At 69.9% G+C, this 20,041-nt stretch carries 21 protein-coding genes; 13 read left to right on the top strand and 8 right to left on the bottom strand.

All coding sequences use genetic code 11. The annotated features are described in order from the left end of the window. Window positions 1-95 precede the first annotated feature (95 nt). Window positions 96-1,391: a hypothetical protein gene (locus MCHT01_RS09930; RefSeq protein WP_218017888.1), complete on the top strand. Its 1,296-nt coding sequence runs from the start codon at window positions 96-98 to the stop codon at window positions 1,389-1,391. Beyond that, complete coding sequence (locus MCHT01_RS09935; RefSeq protein ID WP_067065086.1) at window positions 1,388-2,032, top strand: hypothetical protein; 645 nt, start codon at window positions 1,388-1,390, stop codon at window positions 2,030-2,032. Before MCHT01_RS09930 ends, MCHT01_RS09935 begins: the two co-directional genes overlap by 4 nt. A gap of 234 nt (window positions 2,033-2,266) precedes the next feature. Here the strand turns inward: MCHT01_RS09935 and MCHT01_RS09940 are convergent, their stop codons facing one another. Both MCHT01_RS09940 and MCHT01_RS09945 read right to left on the bottom strand, forming a co-directional pair. Next, entirely contained in the window at window positions 2,267-4,273 is a 2,007-nt protein-coding gene (locus MCHT01_RS09940; protein ID WP_067065087.1) for a putative bifunctional diguanylate cyclase/phosphodiesterase, read from the bottom strand. Window positions 4,274-4,294: 21 nt separating this feature from the next. After that, window positions 4,295-5,863 (bottom strand): methyl-accepting chemotaxis protein, encoded by a 1,569-nt coding sequence (locus MCHT01_RS09945; RefSeq protein WP_067065089.1) that lies wholly within the window; start codon window positions 5,861-5,863, stop codon window positions 4,295-4,297. Window positions 5,864-6,009: 146 nt separating this feature from the next. Here MCHT01_RS09945 and MCHT01_RS09950 point away from each other — a divergent pair, with 146 nt between their 5' ends. Genes MCHT01_RS09950 through MCHT01_RS09960 form a run of 3 tightly spaced genes read left to right on the top strand, consistent with a single transcriptional unit; the run spans window position 6,010 to window position 7,928 of the window. After that, window positions 6,010-6,870, top strand: a complete 861-nt coding sequence (locus MCHT01_RS09950) for a thymidylate synthase (protein WP_067065090.1) — start codon at window positions 6,010-6,012, stop codon at window positions 6,868-6,870. A gap of 40 nt (window positions 6,871-6,910) precedes the next feature. Further along, window positions 6,911-7,168, top strand: coding sequence for a hypothetical protein (locus tag MCHT01_RS09955; protein WP_245643213.1), 258 nt, complete (start codon window positions 6,911-6,913; stop codon window positions 7,166-7,168). Beyond that, a complete protein-coding gene (locus tag MCHT01_RS09960) occupies window positions 7,149-7,928 on the top strand; it encodes an ATPase (protein WP_245643214.1) in 780 nt (259 codons plus the stop codon). The genes MCHT01_RS09955 and MCHT01_RS09960 overlap by 20 nt, the downstream gene beginning before the upstream one ends. Before the next feature lie 67 nt (window positions 7,929-7,995). On the opposite strand, the gene MCHT01_RS09965 is transcribed toward MCHT01_RS09960, so the two are convergent. Then, window positions 7,996-8,895: a LysR family transcriptional regulator gene (locus tag MCHT01_RS09965; protein ID WP_067065091.1), complete on the bottom strand. Its 900-nt coding sequence runs from the start codon at window positions 8,893-8,895 to the stop codon at window positions 7,996-7,998. A gap of 102 nt (window positions 8,896-8,997) precedes the next feature. Between MCHT01_RS09965 and MCHT01_RS09970 the strand changes: the two genes are divergently transcribed. From MCHT01_RS09970 to MCHT01_RS10005, 8 genes are all read left to right on the top strand, one after another. Continuing rightward, window positions 8,998-9,396 (top strand): (R)-mandelonitrile lyase, encoded by a 399-nt coding sequence (locus MCHT01_RS09970; protein ID WP_067065093.1) that lies wholly within the window; start codon window positions 8,998-9,000, stop codon window positions 9,394-9,396. Then, window positions 9,393-10,025: a carboxymuconolactone decarboxylase family protein gene (locus MCHT01_RS09975; protein ID WP_067065094.1), complete on the top strand. Its 633-nt coding sequence runs from the start codon at window positions 9,393-9,395 to the stop codon at window positions 10,023-10,025. The genes MCHT01_RS09970 and MCHT01_RS09975 overlap by 4 nt, the downstream gene beginning before the upstream one ends. Before the next feature lie 124 nt (window positions 10,026-10,149). After that, a complete protein-coding gene (locus MCHT01_RS09980) occupies window positions 10,150-10,452 on the top strand; it encodes an antibiotic biosynthesis monooxygenase family protein (RefSeq protein WP_067065096.1) in 303 nt (100 codons plus the stop codon). Between the two features lie 101 nt (window positions 10,453-10,553). Next, window positions 10,554-11,057, top strand: coding sequence for a dihydrofolate reductase (locus MCHT01_RS09985; protein ID WP_067065098.1), 504 nt, complete (start codon window positions 10,554-10,556; stop codon window positions 11,055-11,057). A 94-nt stretch (window positions 11,058-11,151) separates the two neighbouring features. Then, window positions 11,152-11,733, top strand: a complete 582-nt coding sequence (locus tag MCHT01_RS09990; RefSeq protein WP_067065100.1) for a DUF4337 domain-containing protein — start codon at window positions 11,152-11,154, stop codon at window positions 11,731-11,733. A 211-nt stretch (window positions 11,734-11,944) separates the two neighbouring features. Then, window positions 11,945-13,474 (top strand): hypothetical protein, encoded by a 1,530-nt coding sequence (locus tag MCHT01_RS09995; RefSeq protein ID WP_067065101.1) that lies wholly within the window; start codon window positions 11,945-11,947, stop codon window positions 13,472-13,474. Between the two features lie 111 nt (window positions 13,475-13,585). Then, window positions 13,586-14,017 carry a DUF3761 domain-containing protein gene (locus MCHT01_RS10000; protein ID WP_067065103.1) on the top strand — a complete coding sequence of 144 codons (432 nt, stop codon included), beginning with the start codon at window positions 13,586-13,588 and terminating at the stop codon, window positions 14,015-14,017. A 43-nt stretch (window positions 14,018-14,060) separates the two neighbouring features. Further along, window positions 14,061-14,552: a hypothetical protein gene (locus MCHT01_RS10005; protein ID WP_067065105.1), complete on the top strand. Its 492-nt coding sequence runs from the start codon at window positions 14,061-14,063 to the stop codon at window positions 14,550-14,552. 135 nt (window positions 14,553-14,687) lie between these two features. Here MCHT01_RS10005 and MCHT01_RS10010 read toward each other — a convergent pair whose 3' ends face one another. The 5 genes from MCHT01_RS10010 to MCHT01_RS10030 form a co-directional block, all read right to left on the bottom strand. Continuing rightward, window positions 14,688-15,308 carry a PEP-CTERM sorting domain-containing protein gene (locus MCHT01_RS10010; RefSeq protein WP_169806115.1) on the bottom strand — a complete coding sequence of 207 codons (621 nt, stop codon included), beginning with the start codon at window positions 15,306-15,308 and terminating at the stop codon, window positions 14,688-14,690. Between the two features lie 245 nt (window positions 15,309-15,553). Beyond that, window positions 15,554-16,915: an NAD(P)/FAD-dependent oxidoreductase gene (locus MCHT01_RS10015; protein WP_067065108.1), complete on the bottom strand. Its 1,362-nt coding sequence runs from the start codon at window positions 16,913-16,915 to the stop codon at window positions 15,554-15,556. Window positions 16,916-16,930: 15 nt separating this feature from the next. Further along, window positions 16,931-17,395 (bottom strand): RidA family protein, encoded by a 465-nt coding sequence (locus tag MCHT01_RS10020; protein WP_245643215.1) that lies wholly within the window; start codon window positions 17,393-17,395, stop codon window positions 16,931-16,933. Window positions 17,396-17,465: 70 nt separating this feature from the next. Further along, window positions 17,466-18,572 (bottom strand): aminotransferase class I/II-fold pyridoxal phosphate-dependent enzyme, encoded by a 1,107-nt coding sequence (locus tag MCHT01_RS10025; RefSeq protein ID WP_067065110.1) that lies wholly within the window; start codon window positions 18,570-18,572, stop codon window positions 17,466-17,468. Then, on the bottom strand, window positions 18,569-20,029 hold the full coding sequence (locus MCHT01_RS10030) for a M81 family metallopeptidase (RefSeq protein WP_067065111.1): 1,461 nt from the start codon (window positions 20,027-20,029) through the stop codon (window positions 18,569-18,571). Before MCHT01_RS10030 ends, MCHT01_RS10025 begins: the two co-directional genes overlap by 4 nt. Window positions 20,030-20,041: the final 12 nt, after the last annotated feature.

Genomic DNA, 20,041 nt, shown 5'->3' on the forward strand with positions numbered 1-20,041 from the left:
TCACGGGATGCTGACGCCGTCTCCCGCCCCTTGGTCCGCTGCCGGAGCGCTCCTCAGCGCGTCACGCCATGCCCGTCCTGTCCGCCCTGCCCGCCATGCCTCCGCCGCTCGAACCGCCGCCCGAGTCCGAGACGGCTTTCCCATTCGCGCCGGCCAGTCCGCGCTGGGCGCATCGCGCCGCGATCGGCCTGCTGGCCATCCTGACCCTGACCACGCTTGTCGCCTTCCGCGTCGACCGTGACCCACCCGGAGCGGAACCCCTGCCCGCCTCACGCCGCGCGACGCTGCTGCTGAGCATCAGCGACGGCCTGCTCACCGCGCCGCTGCGCATCATCGACGAGCGCGTCGAGGGCAAGCTCACCGGCCCTCAAGCCGCCAACGCGCTGCAGGCGAGCGCCGAGCGCGCCCGCGCCGCGTTCCGGCAGTTGAGCCTGCCGGCCGCCACGCCTCGCCCGTCGCCCTCCTCGCCCGCAATCCCCGTGGCGCCGATGTCCCCCGCGATGGCCGCCGCCAGCGCCTCCACCGCGGCGCAGTTGCACTCGTTGTCGATGGTGCTGGAGCGGCTCTCCAACAGCCTGCGCATCGACGACCTGGACGGCGCCCGGCGCGTGGCCGCGACGCAGCTGGCGCCGGCCTCGGTCGACCTGGAGCGGGCGCTGTCCACCTTGGCCGCCGCGCCCGCGGAAGCCGAGCAACGGCATCGCCTGTGGGCCGAGGATCACGAGGAGGCGGATCGAATGCTGATCGACGGCGCGCTCACGGCGGGCTGGGTGTTGGCGCTCAGCCTGCTGTGGGTCTCGGCGCGGCTGCGACGCCAGACCGAGCGACTGGCCATGCCGCGACCGGCGCTGGATGACGCCGCGTGGCGCGACTGCCTGCGCCTGGGGACCGGCGACGCGGCGCTCGAAGGCGTCGCCAATGCGCTGGTGCGGGCGGACATCGGGGACCTGGTCTGCATCGCGCGCGCCGTCGTGTCGGATGAGCGAAGTCCCGATCTGGTCATCCGGCAACTCGCGGCGGGTCCCGCCGTCGCCGCGCCGCCGTGGCCGGGCGACCCGCTGCTGCTGCCGGGTCGATGGCACCTCATTGACGCGCTGCGCAGCGGGGAGGCGGTGATGCTCGGCGAGCACCTCGCCGACCTGGGTACGACCTTTGCGTGGGCGGGCTGCCCCGCTTGCGCGCGGGCGCTGTTGCTGCCGTTGTGGCGCGGCCCGGTCTGGTCCGGCTGCCTGGCGGTGTTCACGCAATCGGCCGACGTCCTGACGCCCGAGACTGTCGCGCGCCTGCGCGGCGTGGCGGATGCGATCAGCACGGCTCTGGGCCGGGCGGGGGCGCAGCTTGCGGCCGTCGCGCCGGAACGCGACTCCAACGACCAGGACCTCACACCATGACTGCGATCGCTTTCGACATCTTTTCGTTGCGCGCGCCGGGGCTCGGGCTGTTGGCGGCCGGGTTCGTGCTTGGGATCGGCATTGCGAGCTTCGGGGATGGGGGCGGCGACGTTGATCGAGTCATCGATGAGGACTTGCTGGCGGTGCATCGGCTTGAGCGGCTCGACAGTCTGATGGACGAAGCCGGCGAGCAGCTGATGCGGGCGCGGGTGGCGCGTCGGCTGGAGGCGGAGGCCGGGCCGCGGGGGGCGTTCCATCGCGTGACCGCGCTGGGGTACCAGGCGGAGCAGACGCGCGCGGACATGCTGGTCGGCGCGCGAGGCACGCCGGATTTCGAGGCGGTGGCGACGATGGTGTCGGCGGATCGTCGGGCCTGGGCGCTGGTGGCGGAAGAGAACGAGCTGTTGCGGGATGGGGCGCCGCTGTTGGCGTCGCGGCTGCATGAGAGCGGCGCGGATCAGGCGTTGGATGGCGCGCTCGTGGCGCGGCGGGGGCTGAGGGCGCGGGCGTTGATGAATATGGCGGATGCGGCGAGGGGGGCGTCGCTTCGGGCGGCGATTGCGGCGGTGGGTGGCGTCGTTGCGGCGGGCTTGCTGCTGGTCGGGGTGATGAGGATGGCGGGGGGACGCGGGCGGGGTTGAATGGTCGGTGGGGTGAAGGGTCTCGCTGCCTGCGACGGCCCTCACCCCAACCCCTCTCCCGCAAGCGGGCGAGGGGCGGCTCGCTGTCTGCATGGGCCCTCACCCCAACCCCTCTCCCACTTTATGGGAGAGGGGCAATGCAAGCCGAGCGCCGTGGGAGCCCCTCTCCCGCTGCGCGGGAGAGGGGTTGGGGTGAGGGCCGGGCCACACAGCGAGCCCCCCTCCGCCCATCCCTCAAGCCGCCATCGACGCAAACACCAACCCCATCGCCGGCGCGATCTGCCCGGCCGGCGCCGCCGCCGGACTCGCCACGCCCGCCGGCAACTGCTGCCTGGCCAGGAACTCCCTGGCCTGCTCCGCCGTCAGCGGCCTCCCATAGAAGAACCCCTGAATCTCATCGCACCCCATTTCCACCAGCCGAGCCCGCTGCTCCGGCGTCTCCACGCCCTCCGCCAGCACCGTCAACCGCATGTTGTGAGCCAGGCTCACCACCGCCTGCACGATGCACGACTCGTTCATCCTTGGATCCAGGCTCATCCCCTTCACGAAGGCCTGATCGATCTTGAGCTTGTTCAGCGGAAACCGCTTCAGATACGCCAGGCTCGAGTACCCCGTCCCGAAGTCGTCGATCGCCAGTGCCAGTCCCAGCCCGCGGAGCTCATGCAGCACCGCCAGCACCTTGTCCGGATCCTGCATGGCCGTGCTCTCGGTGAGCTCGATCTCCATGTGCCTCGGATCCACCCCGGACTCCGCCAGCCCCTGCCGGATCTGATCCACGAAGCCCGGCTGCTGGAACTGGCGCATCGACACGTTCACCGCGACCACCACCGGCTCGCCCTCACGACCCTCGTTCCACTCGCGCGCCTGACGGCAAGCCCGCTCGAACACCCAGGCCCCGATGGGCACGATCAGCCCTGACTCCTCCGCCAGCGGAATGAACTCCGCCGGCGACACCAGGCGCCCCTCGTGCTGCCACCGCAGCAGCGCCTCGAAGCCCCGAAGCTCGCCGCTCGCCAGATCCTGCTGCGGCTGGTAATGCAGCGTCAGCTCTTCGCGCTCGATCGCATGCTGCAGATCGGCCTCCAGATCCAGGCGCTCCAGCGTCTGCGTCTGCAGATGCGCCGAGTACGGCACCAACTGATCCCCGCCCGCCCGCTCCGCCGATTGCAGCGCGGCATCGGCCTTGCGCAGCAGGGTCTCGGGATGGCCGCCATCCTCGCGGCTGTCGACCGCGCCCAGGCTCATCGTCAGGAAGACCTCGTGCCGTCCGAGCCGGAACGGCCGCGACAGCTCTTCACGCAGCCGCGCCACGGCACCTGCATGCGGTCCCTCGCCCTCATAGAGCACCGCGAAGGCCGCCCCGTCCAGTCGGTGCAAGGCGCCGCCGCCCGACGCGGCCGCGCCATCCAGCCGCCGGCCGACATCCAGCATCAGCTGATCCGCATGCCGATGCCCGAGGCTGGCCACCACGCGCTCGAAACGGTCCAGCTTGCCCACCACCAGTGTCAGCGCCTCGTCCTGCCGCGCGACCAGCCGCCGCTCCAGACTGCGGCGATGCGGCAGCCCGGTCAGTGGGTCGTGCTCCGCCTGATGGGCCAGCACATCCTCCGAGCGCAACCGCGCCCACACGTGATGGATCATGAACAGCGCCGTCAGCGCCGTGATCAGGTTGAAGACGTGGATCAGCGTGCCGATCTGATCCAGGCGATGCGTGGTGCGCTCGCTGGCCTGATAGACGGCGTCCTCGATGACGGCTTGCAAGGTGTCGATGTCGACGCGGACCTGATTCGTCAGCCGATTGAGGTCGAAGAGCACCGCCTCCGTGCGCTCGGCGCGCGGGCTGTCCGCGACGGCGTTGAAACGCGGCGTCAGCGCGAGGATCGCGTCCAGTCCGACCCGCATGCGGGCGATGGCCTCGGCATGCGCGGGCTGCTCCTGGAGCAGGCTGAGCGCGGCATCCATCTCGCGACGGGTCTCGCGTTCCAGCATCAGGAAGCGGTCGTGGGTGATCGACGCGGCGAAGTACTTGTTCATCGCCAGCTGATGCTGGAGCAGGGCCGACTCGAAGTCGCCCAGGTGGTGCAGCAGCGGCACCTTCTCGCGCAGCAGCGGGGCGGCGTCGCGACGGATGGAGGCGGTGATCCAGTCCATCGCGACGGACATGCCGATGCTGAGCGCCACCAGCGCGGTGAGAAGACCGAAGACGCTCCAGCGATACGCGCGGCCGACGGCGTGATTCATGGCGGGCTCCCGGCGGTCGGTTCAGGCGTGGGCGGTGCGGAAGACCGACACGGCGCGATGCAGCGCGTCGGCGCGTCCGCGCAGGTCGTCGACGGCGCTGGCGCCCTGCTCCACCAGCGAGGCGTTCTGCTGCGTCACGTCGTCCAGCTGCGCGACAGCCTGTCCGACCTGGCTGATGCCGACGGACTGCTCCGCGCTGGCATGGGCGATCTCGGCGATCAGATCGCTGACCTGCCGGACCTGGACCACGACGTGGCGCATGGTTCTGCCGGCCTCGGCGATGACGACGCCGCCAGACTCCACCGCCGCGCCCCCCTCGTCGATGAGCTGCCGGATCTCGCGGGCGGAATCGGCGCTGCGGGCGGCCAGGCCGCGCACCTCGCCGGCCACGACCGCGAAACCGCGACCCTCGTCGCCGGCGCGGGCCGCTTCGACGGCGGCGTTCAGCGCGAGCAGATGGGTCTGGAAGGCGATGCCGTCGATGACGCCGACGATCTCCGCGATGCGGCGTGAGCGCGCCGAGATGCGGTCCATCACCGCGATGGCTTCATCCATGCGCTCGCCGCCCTGGCCGGCGGCCGCGGTCGCGGCGTCGGCCAGACGGGTCGCGCGCTCCGCGACCTCGGCGTTCTGGCGCACGGTGGCCGTGAGCTGCTCCATGGTCGCGGCGGTCTGCTCCAGGCTGACCGCCTGGCGCTCGGTGCGGTGGCTCAGATCGGCGTTGCCGGCGGCGATCTGTGTCGACTGCGTGGCGATGGCCTGGGAGTTCTCGCGCACGGTGGAGACGACGGCGCTCAGACCCTCGTTCATCGCCTTGAGCGCGCCCAGCAGGCGGCCGGTCTCGGCGCCGTCGGCGTCGACGGCGATGGGCGTGGAGAGATCGCCGCGCGCGACGGTCTCCGCGATGGCCACGGCCTGATGCAGCGGCTGGACGATGGATCGGGTGATCAGCCGCGCCAGGATCAGCGCGCCGACGGTCATCGCGCCGAAGATGCCGATCAGCAGTTGGCGGGCTTGGGCATAACTGGTCTCGCCGGCCTCGGCGGCGGCGCCGACCAGCGCGGTCTGGCGGTCCTTGAGGGCGTCCAGATCCGCCATGGTGCGCAGCTGCGCCGCGCGCAGGTCGCCGACCAGCAAGGCAGCGGCGGCCTCGCGCTGATGGTCCTTGACCAGGGCGATGAAGCGCTGCTGCAGCGGCAGGTAGGCGGCGAAGGAGCGCGACAGGCGGGCGGGGTCGAGGACCGCGTCACGCAAAGCGGGATGGCGCTTGAGGGTCTCGATGCCGGTGGCGATCTCGCGGGTCTGGCGCTCGCCGTCGGCGAGAGCGGCGGCAACGCGGGTCTCGTCCTCGTAGATCAGGGCGTTTCGCAGACTGCGAGCGACGGCGTTGACCTGGTCGGTCAAGTCCACCAGTTGGCGGACCAGCGGCAGGCGCTGTTGCTCGATCTGCCGCAGGGAGGCGCTGACCGCAGCGAGCCGGGTCACGGCCACCCCGGTGGTGACCGCGGAGAGCGCGATCAGGAGCAGGAAGACACTGGTCAGCCGCGTGCCGATGCCGAGCGACTTGTAGAAGGACTGGATGGAATGCATGGGAACCCCTCGAACGCCGTGGTGATGGTGTGGTGGCGGCGTCGGGCGGATGTTCAGATCCCGTGATTGACGACCTGTTACGGCGCGGGGCGGATCGCATTACAGGCGTAATGGTGGTCGTCATCGACCGCCTAGAATCGCGCCCCATGACCGCCCCGAACGTCCCCGCCGCCGCCCCTGTCACCGACGAAGCCTCGACCGCTCGCCCCGTGCGAAGCCAGTACGAGGACTTCATGCGTCATGTGTTCGAGCACGGCGTGGCCAAGGGCGACCGGACCGGGACGGGGACGCGCAGCGTCTTCGGGCACCAGATGCGCTTCGACCTGAGCGAGGGCTTCCCGCTGGTGACGACCAAGAAGGTGCACCTGAAGTCCATCATCCTGGAGCTGCTGTGGTTCCTGCGCGGGGACTCCAACGTCAAGTGGCTGCAGGAACGCGGCTGCACGATCTGGGACGAATGGGCGCGCGAGGACGGTGACCTGGGTCCCGTGTACGGCGTGCAATGGCGCAGCTGGCCCAAGGCCGGCGGCGGTCACGTCGACCAGATCGCTGAGGTGGTCAAGCAGCTCAAGACCAATCCCGATTCGCGCCGGATCATCGTGTCGGCGTGGAACGTGGCGGAGCTGGATCAGATGGCGCTGATGCCCTGTCACGCGTTCTTCCAGTTCTACGTGGCGGACGGGAAGCTGTCCTGCCAGCTGTACCAGCGCAGCGCGGACATCTTCCTGGGCGTGCCCTTCAACATCGCGAGCTACGCGCTGCTGACGCAGATGCTGGCGCAGCAATGCGACCTGGAAGTCGGCGACTTCATCTGGACGGGGGGCGACTGCCACATCTACTCGAATCACTTCGAGCAGGTCCAGACGCAGCTGTCGCGCGAGCCCTTCCCGTATCCGACCATGCGCATCAAGCGCAAGCCCGCGTCGATCTTCGACTACGAGTACGAGGACTTCGAGCTGGTGGATTACCAGCATCACGCGGCGATCAAGGCGCCGGTGGCGGTCTAAGGGCTAGACTCCGACCTACGCATTACTGAAAGTCGACGCCATGTCCCGCCGCCCCGAAGACCTCACCGAATCCGCGATGCGCGCCGCCGAGCGTCGCTTCCCGGAGCTGGCTGCCAAGGCAGGCCACGAGGCCTACAAGGAAGCACTGGCCAAGACAGGTGCCGTGGTCGTCGCGACCAGCAAGGGCCAGCTCGTCAAGCGAATGGCCGATGGCACCACGACGGTCATCAAGAATCTGCCGCCAGGCAAGCGCGTCAAGGTCGGCCTTGTCCTGAAGCGTGTCAAACAAGCTGCCTGAATCCAGGAAGATCTCGCAGCCCCGGCTGCGCGTTCTGGCTGGTCCCAACGGTTCCGGCAAGAGCACCATCAAGCGCGAATTGAAGCCCCAATGGATCGGGGTGTTCATCAACGCCGACGAGATCGAACGCACGCTCAAGGAATTCGACGGCGTCCTTGACCTGACGACCTTGGGCATCGCCCGGCCGCCGGCCAACGTGCTTCAGAGTCTCGAGGCACACATCCGCGGCTCAGCCTTCGCCGACAAGTTGGGCCTTCACGCGCTGCTCGGACGGCTCAGCATTGACGCCTCGCTGCGACTACGTGTCCCGCCTCCCTACAACTCGTACCTGGCTTCCGTGCTCGCGGATGCGATTCGGCGCGAGCTGCTCGACGAAGGGCAAACCTTCACCTTTGAGACCGTCATGTCGTCACGCGACAAGATCGATTTCATGCGGGAAGCGCGGGCACGGGGATATCGCGTGTACCTCTACTTCGTCGCCACCAACGATCCCGGCATCAACGTCGACCGAGTCCAACGCCGTGTGAAGTTGGGCGGACATCCTGTCCCGGCCAACAAGATCCGGGAGCGCTACGCGCGCTCGATCGCGCTGCTGACCGAAGCCGCTGACGCGTCGCATCGCACCTATGTGTTTGACAACTCCGGTGCGAAGCACAGGTTGCTGGTTCAGGTCATCGACAGCGAACGCATGGAAGTGGAAACGGCCACGCTGCCTCGATGGTTCCTTCGAACAGACCTCTGGCGATCGTTCGACACCTGATCGGGTTCATCAGCCTCTCGACCAGGCCAGGCGCGTGCAACCACTTCTCGACACCAGCGCGCCACCATCACCCCCGCACTTGCACCCTCACCGCCTCCAACACCAACGCAAACGCCGGCGACATCTGTCGGCGATGCGGGAAGTACAGGTGGTACCCCGGGAAGGTCGGCCACCAGTCGGGCAGGACGGGGACCAGGCGACCGGCCTGGAGGTGGGCCTCGACGAGGTCATGGGGCAAGGTGCACAACCCGAGTCCATCCAGCGCCGCATCCAGCTTCAAGTAGGTGTTGTTCACCGTCACCTGTCCGTCCACGCGGACCTCGACAGTCTCGCCGTCCTTCTGAAGCTCCCACGCGTAGAGCCCGCCCGCCGTCGGCAATCTCAGGTTGATGCATCGGTGATGCACGAGATCCTTGGGTGAACTCGGCGCCGCCCTCCCCTCGAAGTAACTCGGCGCCGCGACGATCGCCACCCGAAGGTCCGGGCTGATGCGCACCGCGATCATGTCCTTGTTCAGGCTGTCGCCCGACCTCACGCCCGCATCGAAGCGCTCGGCCACGATGTCGGTCAGCCCGTAGTCCACGCTGAGCTCGACACGGATGTCCGGGTACTCGCGCAGCAGCGGGGCGAGCCGAGGCCACAGCACCGTCTTGATCGCATGGTCGTGCGCCGTGATCCGGACCGTGCCGGCCGGCTTGTCCCGCAGCGCGGAGAGCTGCGCCAGCTCCGCCGCGATGTCCTCGAAGCGCGGGCTCAGGACCGCCAGCAGACGCGCCCCCGCATCGGTCACGGACACGCTGCGGGTCGTCCGCGTGAGGAGCCGCATCCCCAGCCGCGCCTCCAGCCCCGTCATCGCATGGCTGAGCGCCGACCGCGACAGCCCGAGCTGCGCGGCCGCGCGAGTGAAGGATCGCGCCTGCGCCACGGCGACGAAGGCTTGCAGGTCGGCCAGGTTTTCTCTTGCCATTGGTGAACTCGGCTCACGGGTCCATGCAGTTTAGAAGGTCTAGTGCAACAAGGTCCGGCTTCCTAAAGTCCTGGCAGACCTTCCAACCCACCAGGACCTCCCATGAAACTCACCCGACCGGGCATGACGCCCACCCTGAAAGGCCCCGCGGAATGCTTCACCGGCACCGTGTGGGTCGACATGCTGAACAACCCGCCCGCGCCGGCGCGCGTCTCCTGCGTCAGCGTCACCTTCGAGCCGGGCGCGCGCAGCAACTGGCACACGCATCCACTGGGCCAGACGCTGATCGTGACCAGCGGCTGCGGATGGACCCAGTGCGAGGGCGAATCCATCGTCGAAGTCCGCGCGGGCGACGTCATCTGGTGCCCGCCCGGCCACAAGCACTGGCATGGCGCCACGAAGACGACCTCCATGACCCACATCGCGATCCAGGAAGCCCTGGACGGGAAGAACGTCCTCTGGATGGAGCCCGTCACCGACGAGCAGTACCTCGGCCGATGAACCGCCTCACCGACACCGAGCTCGCCATCGGCCCCGTCGCCACGGCGACCGCCATCGGCGACATGCCCGCGCTCTCCGCGGCGCTGGAATCGGCGCTCGACGCCGGCCTCAGCGTGAATGAACTCAAGGAGGTGCTGGTCCAGCTGTATGCCTATGCCGGCTTCCCGCGCGCCCTCAACGCGCTCGGCAACCTCATGAGGGTGCTGCAGGACCGGCAGCGGCGTGGCCTCCACGACACTGAAGGCGCAAGACCTGGCCCCGTGCCTTCGCCGCAAGCCATGCTGGAGGCGGGAACGGCCAACCAGACGGCGCTCGCGGGGGCGCCGGTGACGGGCCCGCTGTTCGACTTCGCGCCGGCCATCGACCAGTTCCTGAAGGCCCATCTGTTCGGCGACATCTTCGCGCGCGACAACCTGCCCTGGGCCTCGCGCGAGCTGGCGACCGTCGCGGCGCTGGCCGCGCTCGATGACGTGGAGCCGCAGTTGCAGGCGCACATCCGCATCTCGTTGAACGTGGGCCTCACCGTCGAGCAACTGGACCAGTTCGCCGATGAACTCGCGGCCCGCGGTGCCGGGCTGGCGGCCCGGCGAGCACGCGCCGCGCTCGGGCCACACCGGGAGTCCGTGTAGTGGGCTGCCAGCGGATCACGGGGCGCGGTATTCGCACATCACCCGCGTCCGTCTCGGGTGCAATCGCGGGTCCGACCCGACGCGACAAGACGTCGGGCAGGCTTACCGATCAGGAAGGTCCCCCATGATTCTCGAAGTCGCCCCCCTGTGCGTGCGGGCTGGCCAGGAGTCCGCGTTCGAAGCCGCGTTCCTGCAGGCCCAGTCCATCATCTCCACGATGTCCGGCTACCTCGGCCACGAGCTCCAGCGCTGCATCGAGCGCCCCGGCGAATATGTCCTCCTCGTCCGCTGGCAGACGCTCGAGGACCACGAGGTCGGCTTCCGCAAGTCGCCGCGCTACCTGGAGTGGAAGGCGCTGCTCCACCACTTCTACGAGCCCTTCCCCACGGTCCTGCATTACGCGCCGGTGTCGGGCGCCGCGGGCTGAACGGCCCCGGAGAGAAGAATGACGCCGGGCCCGCGGCACATCGGGTGGCGAGCGCCCAAAGTCTCCGTACACTCCCGGCCCTGCACTCGCCGACCACCGTCATGCCGCATCTGACCCTCATCGCCGCCCTCGACCGCGCCCGCGGCATCGGCCGCGACAACGAACTGCTTGTCCGTCTCCCCGAGGACATGGCCCGCTTCAAGGCGTTGACGATGGGCCACACGGTCATCATGGGCCGCAAGACCTGGGATTCCATCCCGGCGAGGTTCCGCCCGCTCGTGCAGCGCCGCAACCTCGTGCTCTCCCGCCAGGCCGGCCTGACGCTGGACGGCGCCGAGGTCTTCCCCACGCTGGACGCGGCCCTCGCGGCCTGCGGCGCCGACGAGGCCGTCTTCGTCATGGGCGGCGCCCAGATCTATGCCGAGACCCTGCCCCGCGCCGACGCGCTGGAGCTCACGGAGCTCGACCAGACCTTCCCCGCCGACGCCTTCTTCCCGCCCGTCGACCCCACCGTCTTCGCCGAGGTGACGCGCGAGCGCCATCACAGCCCCGCTGACCGCGGCCACGGCTGGGACTACGCCTTCGTCCGCTACGAGCGCCGCTGAGGCGCCGAGCGCCTTCCCGGCCCCGGCCTGCGCCCATTGAAGCCGCCGGCGGCCCCCTCATCTTCCCGACCTCGATCCGATCCAGGAGCCTCCCATGTCCGGCGACCATTTCCACGTCCACGGCCCGCATGACCACGAGCTGGAGCACGCCGCCCAGCACGAGCCCCGAGGCGGCCTGGCCGGCCAGCTCGCGGTGATCACCGCCATCCTGGCCACGCTCGGCGCCTGCTTCTCCTACATGGGCGGCGCCACGCAGGCCAACGCGGGGCTCTACAAGAACAACGCCGCCATCACCAAGACCGAGGCGGCCAACCGCTGGAACTACTACCAGGCCAAGAGCAGCCGCCAGAACCTGTCCGAGCTCGCCCTGGACCTGACCGCCGACGAGCAGCAGAAGGCCAAGTACCGCGACAAGATCGCGCGCTACGAGTCCGAGAAGGCCCAGATCAAGACCGAGGCCGAGAAGCTCGAGGCCCTGTCCGCCGACTGGGACCACAAGAGCGAGGAACAGCTGCACCTCCACCACCGCTGGGCCCAGGCCACGACCGTGCTGCAGGTGGGCATCGCCCTGGCCGCCATCGCGCTGCTGACCCGCCGCCGCTGGATGGAGTACGCCACGCTGGGCGCCGGCGTGCTGGGCATCGGCCTGGGCATCGCCGCCTGGCTGCACGTCTGACGGCCCCGTCGCCCCCTGACGCCCGCTGTCCGGCGGACCGGGCGAATCGGGCGACGCGGCCGACGCGGGCCGCCCCTCGCCCACCGCCGACGACGGGACAACGCCTCCCCTACAGTTTCTTGACGCGCGGCCGATAAGCCGGAGAGAAACAACCTTCCGCGCGCCCAGGCCGTCAGAGCCGCGCCGGATTCCGCCGCCAGGGAGGCGCGTCATGACCCTCATTCCTTCGGGAGGCTTCAACCTCCTCGATCGCGTCACCGCCGCCAAGGCGGCGCACAGCCGCGCCGCCAGCGCGAGCGCCGCCGGCTACGCGGGCAGCGCGTCCGCGCCGACCCGCGTCACGCTGGGCGGCTCCGCGGCCAACAACGCCGTCTACGGCAAGCCTGGCGCGGTGCGCAACGACGTCTCCAGCCAGATGGCGCTCAACCTCAACGGGAGCGGCCTGGCGAATCGCTGGCGCGGCCTGGGCGGCGCCCTGCTGAACCAGCTCTCCGAGACCGGCGTCGACTTCAAGCAGTCCCTGTCGGACGCCCGGCCCGCCGTCGCCTCGGGCGACGCGGCCTCGGGCGCCGCCTCCGCGCAGGCCGCCTCCGGCACCGACGAGGCCACCGGCGTCCTGACCGGCGCGGCCACCGTCAACCTGAAGATCCAGACCCGCACCGGCCAGACGGTGGAGCTCAAGATCGCCTCCAATGAAGGCGGCCAGGGCACCCGCGGCCTGGAGGTCTCGATCACCAGCTCCGGCAAGCTCAGCAGCACCGAGAAGGACGCCCTCGCCGACCTGGCCGACGGCCTCGACAGCGCCTTGAACGGTCTCGGCCAGGGCGCGCCGACCCTGGACCTGTCCAAGCTGATGAATTACGACAGCAGCGTCATCTCGGGCCTGGACCTCCAGGTCGAGGATCCGAAGGGGCTGGCGGGACTGGGACAGCCGGGGGCGCTGGGCTCGTTCGCGCTGCACCTGGGCGCGGACAGGAAGAGCATCGACATGAAGGGCCCCGGCGGCGACCTGTCCATCAGCGTCGACGCCACGTCCGCGCTGGGCAGCGGCGGCAGCGCGCAGCGGCTGTCGGCGATCGACAAGATGCTTCAGCAGATCGACGCGGCCGCCAAGCGCGGCCATGCCGACGAGCAACTGGTCGCCACCTTCAAGGCGGGCTTCCAGCAGCTGCAGGCGCCCTCCGCCGAGCAGAGCCGCCAGGACGGCAACGGCAGCGGCAAGGGCGACAACGCGCGCCACTTCGCCGCCACCCTGCTGGTCGACGACGAGGCCAATCCGGCCATGTCGCCCAACCTGCGCGATCAGGTCGACCAGCTGCGCAGCGGCCTGGCGGACTTCGATGCCAGCTTCTCCGGCGACAGCCAGAAGACCAACAAGTACGGCGGCGTCAAGGAACAGGGCCACGCCGAGTACGTCATCAACCAGCACACCAGCGCCAAGCCCGGCGTCGACAGCACCGGCCAGTCCATCACCGAGACGCAGAACGAGAAGCTGACGGCCAACTACCTGCGCTCGCGCACGACCATGCTGGACACCTCCAGCGGCAACTACGACTCGACCCGGATCAAGGACGAGAAGACGATCACCACGCTGATCGAGACGGGCAAGAACGGCATCGCGCGCGCGCTGCGCAAGACAGACGAGCAGCAGCTGCTGGTCTTCGACTCCTTCGAGAAGGGCCGGCCGCCCGTGCATCGCGAGACGCCGATGAACCGGAGCTACGTCGAGCGCCTGCGCTGAGCCCACGGCGCGCCTCGCCGCCCTCACCGGCCGATCACGCAGCGATCACGCGCCGCTCACGGGCCTCCTCCTACAGTCGATCCACCAATCGCCTGTCGAACGAGGCCCCTCATGCACAAGTCTCTCCTGATCCTCTGCCTGGGCACCGCCCTCGCGGGAACCGCCTTCGCGCAAATGCCTGCCGCCAGCGCACCCGCCGCCGCGGGCGGGGTGTCCGCGGTCTGCAAGGACGGCACGCCCTTCAGCGGCGACACGTTCAAGGGGGCCTGCAAGGGCCACGGCGGCGTCGACAAGAAGGCCTCCGCGGCGGCCGCCAAGCCGGCCACGGCCCCGATGGCCGCCGCGCCCAAGGCGAGCGCGGCAGCGATGGCCCAGGCGCCCGGTGGCGGCGCCGGCAAGGTCTGGGCCAACGCCTCGAGCAAGGTCTATCACTGCGAGGGCGACCGCTACTACGGCAAGACCAAGCAGGGCGAGTACATGTCCGAGGCCGACGCCAAGGCCAAGGGCTTCCACGGCGACCACGGCAAGTCCTGCGCCAAGTGACCCGCGCTCGCGCGCCCGCACTCCGACCCGAAAGGAATCCGACATGGGACTTCTCGATGCGCTGAGCCAGATGGTGTCCAGCGGCAGCCTCGGCGAGACCGACGTCGATCACGTCACCCGCAACGCCCCGGCCGATGCGCTGGGATCGGCGCTCGCCGGCGCTTTCCGCTCGGACGGCACGCCGCCGATCGGGGAACTCGTCGGCCAGCTGTTCGGCAACTCGAACGACCAGCAGCGTGCCGGTCTGCTCAACCAGATCATCGCCAGCATGGGCCCGGTCGCCGCGTCGGCCCTGGGCGGCGGCGTGCTGGGCCGCATCCTGGCGCCCGGCGCAGCGCAGGTGACGCCGGGCCAGGCCTCGCAGCTGTCTCCCGAGGACGTCCAGGCCGTGGTGAACCACGCGCACGAGACCAACCCCGACCTCGCAGACGCGCTGGGCAGCTTCTACGCGCAGCACTCGGGTCTGATCAAGACGCTGGGCGGTGCCGCGCTGATGATGGTGGTGACGCACCTCAAGGGCCGCTCGTCGGAGTGACTCGGCGAGACGCCCCGCCGACGCGCTGACGGTCCGACGCGTCAGGCGTCGCCGGCACCGAGTCCGCGGTCCCGGCCAGAAACGACAAAGCCCCGCGGCGCGAGCCGCGGGGCTTTGTTCATGGAAGCCGGTCGATCAGGCCGACTTGCGACGACGCGTGGCCGCCAGACCCACCAGCGCCAGGCCGGCCAGGCCCAGCGAGGCCGGCTCGGGGATCTCGACGGCGGAAGCCTGGAAGAAGACCTTCTGGTAGGCGGTGCTGTCGTTCAGACCGGCGATGTCGTTGATGCGATAGCCGCCGGCGCCATTGACGGTGTGCAGGCACATCGACAGCGGGCTGTCGGACGTGTCGCACTGGTTCTCGGAGAGATCGTCACCCAGCGTGGTGAAGCCCCAGGACCAGTTCGGCGAGAAGTACCACTGGGCGCCATTGGCCACGTGGGAACCGGTGCTCGACATGCCGGTGTTGACGATGGTGTCGGCGCGCAGCGCGGCGGCCAGCGCCAGGAAGGTGTCCGAACCCGTCGCGCGGCCGGCCATCATCAGGTAATCGCCGGTGCAGGCGTTGAGCACGTTCTCGGCGTTGTTGCCGATGAACTGGGCCATGGTGCCCACGTAGCACTCGGTCCAGCCACCGTTGAGGATGGTGCTCAGGCCGACGTTGGCCTGCGCGCCGACCGGCAGGTAGGTCGGGGCGGCCTGGGCGGCGCCAGCGAACGCGAGGGTGGCGAGCAGAGCGGCAATCTTCGTCTTCATGGTGGGAGTCGAGCTGATGTCGTTGGGATTGTTGATACCCATGCAATAGCAATGCTTGTGCCAGCGTCTCAACCCATTGATTTACATGCTGTTTTTCAGTTCATCCCTAAAATTAGGGAGAAGAACGTCAACAAATCCGACATGTCGGGCACGCCAATTGCCGTGAAGGACTTCACGCTTGATTCGCCCCTCGGAATCCTCGGAGGGGGTCAGCGCGGACCCGAATCCGTCGATCCGTCGCCCCGCTAGCGGCCGAACCTCGACGGCGAGAACGCCGCGTCATCGACGTAGGGGGGCGCTCCCTCGATCAGGTCGGCCAGCAGGCGCGCGCTGGCGGGCCCCAGCGAGAAGCCGTGGTGCCCATGACCGCAGTTGATCCAGAGCCCACGGTGCCGGGGCGCGGCGCCGATGATCGGCTTCATGTCCGCGCAGCAAGGCCTGCCCCCCATCCAGGGCTCGGCTTCCACCGGCTGTCCCAGGTCCAGCAGGCCGCGCGCCTCGGCCGTGGCGCCGTCGAGCTGCCGAGGCGTCAGGGGCGCGCCGAGGCAGGCGATCTCCGCGCCGCTGGTGATCCGCAGCCCCCGCCGCTGCGGTGACATCACGTAGCCGCGCTCCGCATCCAGCGTCGTGTGATGGAGCGAGGCCCCGCCCGTGAAGTGGCGGTGGTAGCCGCGCTTCACGAAGAGCGGCCAGCGATACCCCAGCCGTCGCGCGAACGGTCCCATCCACGGGCCCAGCGCGAGCACCACCTGCTCCGCCTGCACGGGCCCCTCCTCCGTGTCGACGGTCCACCCGGCGCCGCTGGACGTGCGATTGGAGGCACCGATGGGAGTGCCGATGGAAGTGCCGCGGGGAGCGCTGCGGGAACTGCTGTGGGCAGCGGCGCCGGGACTGCCACCGGCGGTGACGCCGGACTTGCCGTTGGCGCGCAGGCTGTCCGCGTCACCGATGAGCACCCGCCCGCCGCGCTGCGTGAACGCGCTCGCGTACCGCTCGACGAGGCTGCCGGGATCGCTCACGCGCCAGGAATCCCGCCAATGGAGAGCGCCTGCCAGGGGCGTCCGGAAGGCGGGTTCGAGCGCCGCGATGCCGGCGGCATCCAACGCCGAGAACGAGGTGCCGTAGTCGGCCGACAGCCGCTGCGAATGCCGCAGTGCGGCGTCCAGCGCGCGCTCGCTCCGGTAGATCATCAGCAGGCCATCGCGCCGCACCAGGTCGTGCGCGCCGGCGAGCGTCATCAGGCGCTCGTGCTCCGGCGTGCAGTGCGCGATGAGGGTCGCGTACTGCCGGCCGATCCGCCGGTGCGCCTCCGGCGCCGAGGCTTGCCAGTAGCGCAGCAGCTGCGGCCACGCGGCGAGCAGTCCACGCAGGTGGTAGTTCACGTCCAACCCACGCTTGAGGACCACGGACAGCAGCGACCGCCAGTCCCGCGGCATGGCGTAGGGCTCGACCGCCTCGCGCTGGATCGCACCGGCATTCCCGTAGGACGTCTCCTGCCCCGGCGCGCGGCGATCCACCAGCGTGACGCGATGCCCCCGCGACTGCAGCTCCAGCGCGGTGGCGGTGCCGACCATGCCCGCGCCGAGCACCACGATCTCTTGACCCATCTCGTCCGTCCTTCGTCAGCGTGCCGAGGACGCGTCCGCCACGACGGTGATCTCGACGTCGGCCGGCGCCAGCGCCAGCGCGGCGACGACCGTCGTGCGGGTGGGGAATGGCGCCGCGAAGTGGCCCGCGTAGGCGGCGTTGAACGCCGCGAAGTCTTCCGCGTGTCGCAAGTACACGGTCGCCTGCACGACGTGGGACAGGCCGAGCCCCTCGCCCGCCAAGGTGGCAGCGATGCGGGCCAGCGTCAGATCGGTCTGAGGACCGATGCCGGCGGGGATCTCACCCGTGGGGCCGATCGGCAACTCCCCCGAGAGGAACACCAGATCGCCGACGCGGCGGACCTTGGAAAAAGGCAGATTGGCAGGAATGGACATGGGGACTCCCAGAATGGATTGAGGAACGGAAACGATCGCAGGACCGAGCACGAGCACGAGCACGAGCACGAGCACGAGCACGAGCACGAGCACGAGCACGAGCACGAGCTCGGAGACGGTGGCGTCCTTGGGTTGGAGTTCGGGGGGTGTTCGGGACCGGCACCGGGTCACACGGTCAGAGCAACGATCGCAGCTCGTCGAGGAGACGCCGGATGTCGGCGTCGGTGTGGTCGGCGAAGACCGCGATGCGAAGCACGCCCTCGGGGCCCGCGCCGACGTAGGTGGAGTAGGCGATGAAGACGCCGCGGTCCATCAAGGTCCGCTGTATCCGGACCATGTCGGCCGCCCGGCCGTGCTCGAAGGTCGCCAGCGGGCCCTCGTTCTCCTCGGGCCGCAGCCCGAGTTCGCGCAGCCCCAGCCGGACGGCCCGCACATTGCGTCGCAGCCGCTCGATCAGCTCGGGATGCGCATCGACATGGCGCAGACCCGCCGCGGTCATCGCGGCGCCCGCGGAGCAGCCCAGCACCGCGCCGCGCGCGGCGGGCGTCCGCCACAGCGGCTCGATCAGCGCGGCCGGGCCGATCGCGATCCCGCCATGCGCGCCGATGGCCTTGCCCATCGATCCGCCCGCGAGCACCCGGTCCCGTGGCAGGCCCGCCAACTCGACCGCGCCCCGCCCTCGCGGGCCCACGCAGCCGAACGCGTGCGACTCGTCCACGACCAGCCAGCCCTCGCGCGGCGCCAGCAAGGCCGCATACGCCCGCAAGGGCGCGATGCTGCCGCGCGTCGGGAACATCCCGTCGGTGGCCACCAAGGGCCGCTCGCCCGGGCCGAGCGTCGCGGCCATGACGCGCGCCAGGTCCTCCGCGTCGCCATGCGCGAAGACATGCATCGGACGACCGCAGGCCATCGCGGCATCGCGCAGGCTGTAGTGCGCGTGCTCATCGACGAACACCGCGTCGCACCGCGCCGCCAGGCCGGACAGCGCGATCAGGCCGAACAGGTAGCCCGTCCCGAAATACATCGCGCGCTCCGTCTCGAAGAACGCGCGCGCGGCCGCTTCGGCCTCGAGATTCGCGGACAGACCGAAGCCGTAATGGCGCGAGAGCTGCGCGCTGGCGCCCAGGTGGCGCAGCGCGTTCACGCCGGCCTCGATGAGGCCCGGATGACCGCCCAGCCCCAGGTAGCTCGAGCCCCCGAAGCTGAGCATCGGCCGACCGTCGACGACCATCCGGGCCGTGCTGGCCGATTCGACCCGGCGCAGCTGCTGATCCGCGCTCACGACAGATGCGGCGCGGGATCGTCCACGGCCGGGAAGAAGTTCAGACCCCGCTTGCGATACGGCAGACGGGCGAAGTCCATGGACAGGGCCGCGCCGGTCTCGATGACCCGGCAGTCGCCGGAGAGCTTCGAGAACTCCGCGTGATAGTGGTGGCTCGACTTCACGCCGATGACCCTCGCCTCGTGCAGCGGCACGCCCAGATTCGTGAACGCGCTCGGCGACAGCGTCTGCTGACGTCGACTGATCAGCACGATGTCCACCGGCCCCGAGCGCACCCAGGCCGCGGCGCCCAAGGGGTCGACGATCCGTCCCACCTCCTGCGTGTGGTGCTCGGACAGCCCCCGCACCGTCACGTCCAGGTCCAGGGGCTGGCCGGAGGTCGGCCCCGCCTTGCCGCCCACCCGCAGGCGCAGCGACGCGCCGATGCCCGCGCGCAGGCAGGCCTGCACGGTCTCCGGGTCCCAGACCATGCCGAACGCGCTGCGCAGCGTCGACCGCGCCAGGAGCGCCGACAGCATCACCGTGTGGTCGCAGGGGGCGCCGCCGCCCGGGTTGTCGCCCGCGTCGGCGAGGATCCTCGGCGGACCGTCCGCGGGCAGGTCCCCCAGCGCGTCGTCCATGATCTCCAGCCTGGGGATCAGATCGACGCGCAGGCGATAGAAGGCGCGCGCCAGCTCCTCGGCCGTCCGCATGGCCAGGGCCGGATCGCCGTCGGCGATCACGAGCACCTTGCTGCCGGCATCGGCCACGTCTCCCCAGGGGAAGCCGTGCACCAGGCTCGCCGAGAGGACGCCCGGCCGGCCCTCCACCTCCGCGAGCCGGTCGACCAGCCCGCGCATCGGCGGCGAGGTCGTCGGAAAGAAGCCCACCAGATGGCAGTCCACCACCGCCATCACCGGATGGGTCGCGCCCGTCGCGGCATCGCGGCACAGCCGGAAGAGCTCGGCGGCACGTTCCGCGTAGTCGATGTGCGGGTACTCGCGCATGAGCACGATCGCATCCGCGCCCTGCGTCATCGCGTGGCTCAAGTGGCAATGCGGGTCGAGCTCGACACCGATCCGGCAGCGCGGGCCGACGATGGCGCGCACGGCCTGGATCAGGTCGCCCTCGCAGTCGTCCTCGCCTTGCGCCACCATCGCGCCGTGCAGGTAGAGCAGCACGACATCGAGCGCGCCCGCGGCCTGGACGCCCGCCAGCAGTTCGGCGCGCAGATGCGCGTAGTCCGCGGCCAGCACGGGTCCGGCGGGTTGGGCGATCGCATAGAGGCCCTCGACGAGCTCGTCGCCATGGCGCGCGGCCAGCGTGCGCCATTGCTCGACCACCTGTCCCACCGAGCCGAGCGCGCCCGCGTCGATCGGTCCGCGCAGGATGCCCGTCTCCTCGAAGGACGCGACGGTGGTCTCGAAGTGCGAGAAGGTGTTGGTCTCCGTCAGCAGACCGGCAGTGAAGATCTTCATGAACGAGTCCTG

The organism is Mitsuaria chitosanitabida ATCC BAA-476 = NBRC 102408 (assembly GCF_001598255.1).
GTDB classification, from domain to species: Bacteria; Pseudomonadota; Gammaproteobacteria; order Burkholderiales; family Burkholderiaceae_C; genus Roseateles; species Roseateles chitosanitabidus.

What these genes read in the sequence shown, in the direction of transcription:
- MCHT01_RS09930 (WP_218017888.1), top strand. Translation starts at nt 96, where the DNA reads ATGCCTCCGCCGCTCGAACCGCCGCCCGAGTCCGAGACGGCTTTCCCA.
- MCHT01_RS09935 (WP_067065086.1), top strand. Translation starts at nt 1,388, where the DNA reads ATGACTGCGATCGCTTTCGACATCTTTTCGTTGCGCGCGCCGGGGCTC.
- MCHT01_RS09940 (WP_067065087.1), bottom strand. Translation starts at nt 4,273, where the DNA reads ATGAATCACGCCGTCGGCCGCGCGTATCGCTGGAGCGTCTTCGGTCTT.
- MCHT01_RS09945 (WP_067065089.1), bottom strand. Translation starts at nt 5,863, where the DNA reads ATGCATTCCATCCAGTCCTTCTACAAGTCGCTCGGCATCGGCACGCGG.
- MCHT01_RS09950 (WP_067065090.1), top strand. Translation starts at nt 6,010, where the DNA reads ATGACCGCCCCGAACGTCCCCGCCGCCGCCCCTGTCACCGACGAAGCC.
- MCHT01_RS09955 (WP_245643213.1), top strand. Translation starts at nt 6,911, where the DNA reads ATGTCCCGCCGCCCCGAAGACCTCACCGAATCCGCGATGCGCGCCGCC.
- MCHT01_RS09965 (WP_067065091.1), bottom strand. Translation starts at nt 8,895, where the DNA reads ATGGCAAGAGAAAACCTGGCCGACCTGCAAGCCTTCGTCGCCGTGGCG.
- MCHT01_RS09970 (WP_067065093.1), top strand. Translation starts at nt 8,998, where the DNA reads ATGAAACTCACCCGACCGGGCATGACGCCCACCCTGAAAGGCCCCGCG.
- MCHT01_RS09975 (WP_067065094.1), top strand. Translation starts at nt 9,393, where the DNA reads ATGAACCGCCTCACCGACACCGAGCTCGCCATCGGCCCCGTCGCCACG.
- MCHT01_RS09980 (WP_067065096.1), top strand. Translation starts at nt 10,150, where the DNA reads ATGATTCTCGAAGTCGCCCCCCTGTGCGTGCGGGCTGGCCAGGAGTCC.
- MCHT01_RS09985 (WP_067065098.1), top strand. Translation starts at nt 10,554, where the DNA reads ATGCCGCATCTGACCCTCATCGCCGCCCTCGACCGCGCCCGCGGCATC.
- MCHT01_RS09990 (WP_067065100.1), top strand. Translation starts at nt 11,152, where the DNA reads ATGTCCGGCGACCATTTCCACGTCCACGGCCCGCATGACCACGAGCTG.
- MCHT01_RS09995 (WP_067065101.1), top strand. Translation starts at nt 11,945, where the DNA reads ATGACCCTCATTCCTTCGGGAGGCTTCAACCTCCTCGATCGCGTCACC.
- MCHT01_RS10000 (WP_067065103.1), top strand. Translation starts at nt 13,586, where the DNA reads ATGCACAAGTCTCTCCTGATCCTCTGCCTGGGCACCGCCCTCGCGGGA.
- MCHT01_RS10005 (WP_067065105.1), top strand. Translation starts at nt 14,061, where the DNA reads ATGGGACTTCTCGATGCGCTGAGCCAGATGGTGTCCAGCGGCAGCCTC.
- MCHT01_RS10010 (WP_169806115.1), bottom strand. Translation starts at nt 15,308, where the DNA reads ATGAAGACGAAGATTGCCGCTCTGCTCGCCACCCTCGCGTTCGCTGGC.
- MCHT01_RS10015 (WP_067065108.1), bottom strand. Translation starts at nt 16,915, where the DNA reads ATGGGTCAAGAGATCGTGGTGCTCGGCGCGGGCATGGTCGGCACCGCC.
- MCHT01_RS10030 (WP_067065111.1), bottom strand. Translation starts at nt 20,029, where the DNA reads ATGAAGATCTTCACTGCCGGTCTGCTGACGGAGACCAACACCTTCTCG.